Here is a 5,362-nt window from a genome sequence, read left to right as displayed (position 1 = left end):
GCCTCGCGCCGCCCGATCCATTCGACGGCCACGCCGCCGGCGTCGGCGACATCGACGCGCACGGGCCGCCTGCCGAGCGTCCCCAGACGGTCGATACGGTGATACGCCGCGCGCATGCGTGCGACGGACGGGATGTCGTCCCAGAGGGGCTTCAGGGTGCGTCGCAGCCCCGCATTCACGATGGTTCGGATCAGCATGCCTTATGTTACATCTTCATGCCCACGCTTGGCCTGCTTACGCACGCCATTGCGCTCGACCATCTTTGCCCATCCTTCTCCGCGCGGCCCGGCCGATACAGGTCACCGTGGCAGCGCGTACACCGCCAGCTGGTCGCCCACCTGGTCCTTGATGATCGGATTGCCGCCGGCCACGAAGGCGACGTACTGACGGCCCTTGTATTCGTACACCGCCGGATTCGCGACCACCGGGGCCTGGACCAGGTCGGACCATAACTCTTTACCCGTCGCAAGCGAATAGGCCCGCACTTTCGCATCCATCGAGGCGCCGATGAAGATCAGGCCACCTGCGGTCACCGCCGGCCCGCCGATGGTCGGCGAGCCCAGGCTCTCCGGCATGTAGAAGCCGTACTGCTGGGATGCGCCGACGGGGCGACGCCAGTTGATCGCGCCGGTCTTCATGTTGATCGAGACCAGTTCGCCGAAGGGCGGTTCCCAGCATGGCATGCCGAGCCAGTTGAGCGCGTTTTCCAGCATGATGCCGAATGGCGCCCCCTTCTGCGGATAGAAGCCCTGCTCCGCGCCGGAGCCCCTGGCCACGCTGTCGTACACGTTGCGTGGCAACAGCTTGAGTTGCTGCACGAGATGCGACGTGTTGACGATCGCCGTCTCGCTGCGCGGGTCAAAAGCGACACCCCCCCACTGGACGGCGCCGGCGCTGAACGGATAGCCCAGCGTGCCGGCATCCCCGACGGTCGGCGGCGTGTACATGCCATCGTAATGCATTGCATCGAACAGGCGCGAACACTGGCCGAAGCCGACCATGTCGGCAATCCACCACACCTTCGGCTTGCGGGACTGGTCCAGCAGCGGCGCAGGCCGGGTAGGAACCGGCTGGGTCCGCGCGTAAACCTCGCCGGGCACATTGCCGGTGGGGACCGGCCGCTCCTCGATCGGCCAGACATCCTCGCCGGTCCTGCGGTTCACGACGAACAGGTAGCCCATCTTGGTGGCCTGCATCAGCGCCGGAATCGTCTTGCCATCGACCGTGATGTCCATCAGCGTCGGTGCCGAATTGATGTCGTAGTCCCAGAGGTCATGGTGCACCCACTGACGCGACCACACCACCTTGCCGGTGTCGATGTCGACAGCGGTGGTGGAGGTCGCCAGCGGGACAGGTTCGGCGCGATTGCCGCCCCAGTAATTGGGCGAAGGCGACGACACCGGCAAGTACACCAGCCCAAGTTCCTCGTCGACCGACATCGCGGTCCACACGTTGGCAGTGCCGCTCTGCCTGACGATATCGTCGGGCAGGACGTTCAGGACCCATTCCAGCTTGCCGGTGCGCGCATTCACCGAGAAGACCCTGCCCGGCGGCGCCTCGGCCAGCGCCCAGTCCTTGCCGGCCCAGCCCATGATGAGGTGGTCGCCCGCCACGGTGGGCGGCTGGAGCACCGACAGCGGCCAGGCATCATTGATGTTGTTCCACTTATTGACGTTGAGTACGCCGTGGTCGGCAAAGCCGGGGCACGGCTTGCCCGTGTCGGCATCGACGGCGAAGAGTCGCGCATCCATGGTGCCGATGTAGACGGTCTTCTGGCAGGCCTGCCCCGCGACCGGATGCCGGGCCTCCCAGTAGGCGACGCCGCGGGTCTTCAACGCGGGCTGCGTGAGCGCCTTCAGGGTCGAATGGGTGTCGAACCGCCAACGCTCCTTCCCGGTTGCCGGATCGAGCGCGATGATCCGGTAGAACGGTGTGCCGATGTACAGGGTCTCGTTGGCATAGATGGGCGTGGCCGACCAGACGGTCGGCGGCTTGCCGCCGCTGCCGTCGGAGACATCCCCGGTATGGTACTGCCATGCCAGCTTCAGCTTGCCGACGTTCGAGGTATCGATCTGCGACAGCGGTGAGTATTTTTGCGCGCTTAATTGCCCGTGGAAGCTGTTCCAGACAGGCTTTGGCGGTGCCAATGGTTGTTGCGCCGGCGCGTCTTGAACATTCCCGGCTGCCGCCGCCCCCTGCGCCGTCGCAGCCGGCAGCCGGCCGATGGCTGCGAGGCCAAGGCTGATGCACAGAGCAGGCACGAGCAACAGCGAGGCGACGGTTGTCGCCGGGTGCCTGTCCGGGCCACTCATCGAATCGACCGCCAGCGCCAGCAGTGCGACGGCCATGGCGGCAACCAGCAAGAACTCATGCAGCAGCCAGGCCGCCGCCAGGGTGCCGAGCGCCATCAGAAGGGCGAGGACCCGCACGAGCCGGGAGCGGCCGGTGCGCCTGCGCGCCAGGACAAAGCCGAGCAACGCCAGCAACAGGGTGGACACGACGACGGCGAGGGCGCCGATCGTTCCGGTCACGCCGGTCATCGGCGCGAAATAATTGAACAGTGCGACGCCGAGCCCGGCCAGCGCCGCGATCGTCAGCGTCGCCCTCGCTACACCATGAAATCTCCGTGTCATGCCCGTACGCGCCTCCAAGAGAATCGGCTCGGTTCATTATCCGTGGCCGGGAAGACGCGAACACGTCACCCATGCCACGCGTGGTCCATCCAGACAAGGTGTAAATTGCCGCTCGTGAATTCAGTTGAAGAAATTATAGAACTCGCTTTCACGGCGGGCCGCCCGATACGGAACCCTGCGGGTGGCCCGGGTGATTGATATGAAACGCGAATCACAGCCTACCGAATCATATATTGGACAACTTGCCGTACCCACGGCACTCTTGGGGTTTTACGATTTCCCGAGGAGACACCATGCCGACTTACCGTTCCCACACCACGACCCAGGGCCGCAACATGGCGGGCGCCCGCGCCCTGTGGCGCGCGACCGGCATGAAGGACGGCGACTTCGACAAGCCGATCATCGCCGTCGTCAACTCGTTCACCCAGTTCGTGCCGGGCCACGTGCACCTGAAGGACCTGGGCCAGCTGGTGGCGCGCGAGATCGAGGCGGCGGGCGGCGTCGCCAAGGAATTCAACACCATCGCCGTCGACGACGGCATCGCGATGGGCCACGGCGGCATGCTGTACTCGCTGCCGTCGCGCGACCTGATCGCCGACTCCGTCGAGTACATGGTCAACGCCCACTGCGCCGACGCGATGGTCTGTATCTCGAACTGCGACAAGATCACCCCGGGCATGCTGATGGCCGCCATGCGCATCAACATCCCGACCGTGTTCGTGTCGGGCGGCCCGATGGAAGCGGGCAAGGTGATCAAGGTCGTCAACAACGACAAGAAGATCATCAAGCTGGACCTCGTCGACGCGATGATCCAGGCGGGCGACTCCAAGATCTCCGACGCCGACGTGGCCGAAGTCGAGCGCTCGGCCTGCCCCACCTGCGGTTCCTGCTCGGGCATGTTCACGGCGAACTCGATGAACTGCCTGACCGAGGCGCTGGGCCTGTCGCTGCCGGGCAACGGCACCATAGTCGCCACCCACGCCGACCGCAAGGAACTGTTCCTGCGCGCCGGCCGCCTGATCGTCGACCTGGCCAAGCGCCACTACGAGGGCGACGACTACACGATCCTCCCGCGCAGCATCGCGACCAAGACCGCGTTCGAGAACGCGATGGCGCTGGACGTGTCGATGGGCGGCTCCACCAACACGGTGCTGCACCTGCTGGCCGCCGCGCACGAGGCGGGCGTGGAATTCACGATGGCCGACATCGACCGCATCTCGCGCAACGTGCCTTGCCTGTGCAAGGTCGCGCCGATGACGAACAAGTACCACATCGAAGACGTGCACCGCGCCGGCGGCATCGTCGCCATCCTCGGCGAACTGGCGCGCGCGGGCCTGCTCGACACGTCGCTGCCGACCGTGCACTCCCCGACGCTGGGCGACGCGATCGAGAAATACGACATCAAGCGCAGCGACGACCAGGCCGTGCATCGACTGTTCCGCGCGGCGCCGGGCGGCGTGCCGACGCAGGTCGCGTTCTCGCAGGCCGAGCGCTTCGACAGCGCCGACCTCGATCGCGCCGAAGGCTGCATCCGCGACCGCGCCCACGCCTACTCGCAGGACGGCGGCCTCGCGGTCCTGTACGGGAACATCGCGGAAAAGGGCTGCATCGTGAAGACGGCCGGCGTCGACGAAAGCATCCTGAAGTTCTCGGGCAAGGCGCGCGTGTTCGAAAGCCAGGACGCGGCCGTGGAAAACATCCTGGGCGATACCGTGCACGCGGGCGACGTCGTCATCATCCGCTACGAAGGCCCGAAAGGCGGCCCGGGCATGCAGGAGATGCTGTACCCGACGTCCTACATCAAGTCGAAGGGTCTCGGCAAGGCATGCGCGCTGTTCACCGACGGCCGCTTCTCGGGCGGTTCGTCGGGCCTCGTGATCGGCCACGCGTCGCCGGAAGCGGCGGAAGGCGGCGCGATCGGCCTCGTCGAGGAAGGCGACATGATCGACATCGACATCCCGAACCGCACCATCAACCTGCGCGTGACGACCGAGGAAATGGCGCACCGCCGCGCGGCAGCCGGTCAACCGCGAGCGCGCAGTCTCGCAGGCACTGCGTGCCTACGCGGCGCTGACCACGTCGGCCGACCGCGGCGCCGTGCGCGACCTGTCGCAACTGAAGCGCTGACCGGCAGCCTGACGAACTTGGCGGCGATGCTGGCCGCGATGGCCAGCACGCCTATGGTTGCGAGCAATGCCTGCAGCATGGTGTCCTCACACAAAGTAGGTTTTGACGAAGAAGGCAACCGTGATCGCGGTCGTCGCGCACAGCGTGACGGCGCGGATCACCCCCGGCGGCGCCCGCCGTCCGATGTGCGCGCCGCCGTACCCCCCGAGTGTCGCGCCGGCCAGCAGCGCCAGCGTCTCCGGCCAGCGCACCGCGCCGGCCGCGATGAACGCGAGTACCGCCACCGTGTTCGCCGCGCTGGCCAGCAACGTGCGCGGCGCATTCAACAGTTTCAGGTCGCGGTTGTCGAGCAGTCCCCACATCGCGATCATCATGATCCCCACCGCCCCGCCGAAATAACCGCCGTAGACGCCCAGCGCGAACTGCACGGCCAGCACCGCGCGTGCGTGGATGCGCCAGCGCGCGCGCAGGGCTTCGCCGATGCGCCGCCCGAACGCGAGCGCGATGGACGCCACCAGCAGCAGCCAGGGCAGCACGGCCGTGAACGCGCCGGATGACGTCCGCAGCAACAGCACGGCGCCGACGAGGCCGCCGCACAGGGT

Annotated in this window: 3 protein-coding genes and 1 pseudogene; 1 reads left to right on the top strand and 3 read right to left on the bottom strand. The window is 66.6% G+C overall.

Going from position 1 to position 5,362, the window contains the following annotated elements:
• Both ACEN88_RS23610 and ACEN88_RS23605 read right to left on the bottom strand, forming a co-directional pair.
• A partial coding sequence (locus ACEN88_RS23610; protein WP_413343575.1) for a hypothetical protein occupies positions 1–197 on the bottom strand: 197 nt, incomplete at its 3' end.
• Between the two features lie 102 nt (positions 198–299).
• On the bottom strand, positions 300–2,633 hold the full coding sequence (locus ACEN88_RS23605) for a pyrroloquinoline quinone-dependent dehydrogenase (RefSeq protein WP_413343573.1): 2,334 nt from the start codon (positions 2,631–2,633) through the stop codon (positions 300–302).
• A 293-nt stretch (positions 2,634–2,926) separates the two neighbouring features.
• Between ACEN88_RS23605 and ilvD the strand changes: the two are divergent.
• Positions 2,927–4,760: pseudogene (gene ilvD, locus ACEN88_RS23600) on the top strand (dihydroxy-acid dehydratase).
• 86 nt (positions 4,761–4,846) lie between these two features.
• Here the strand turns inward: ilvD and ACEN88_RS23595 are convergent.
• On the bottom strand, positions 4,847–5,362 hold a 516-nt coding region (locus ACEN88_RS23595), incomplete at its 5' end, for a sulfite exporter TauE/SafE family protein (RefSeq protein WP_413343571.1).

Source organism: Massilia sp. CT11-108, from assembly GCF_047302915.1.
Taxonomy (GTDB): domain Bacteria; phylum Pseudomonadota; class Gammaproteobacteria; order Burkholderiales; family Burkholderiaceae_D; genus Telluria; species Telluria orientalis.
This window is presented reverse-complemented; position numbering and strand designations above follow the sequence as displayed.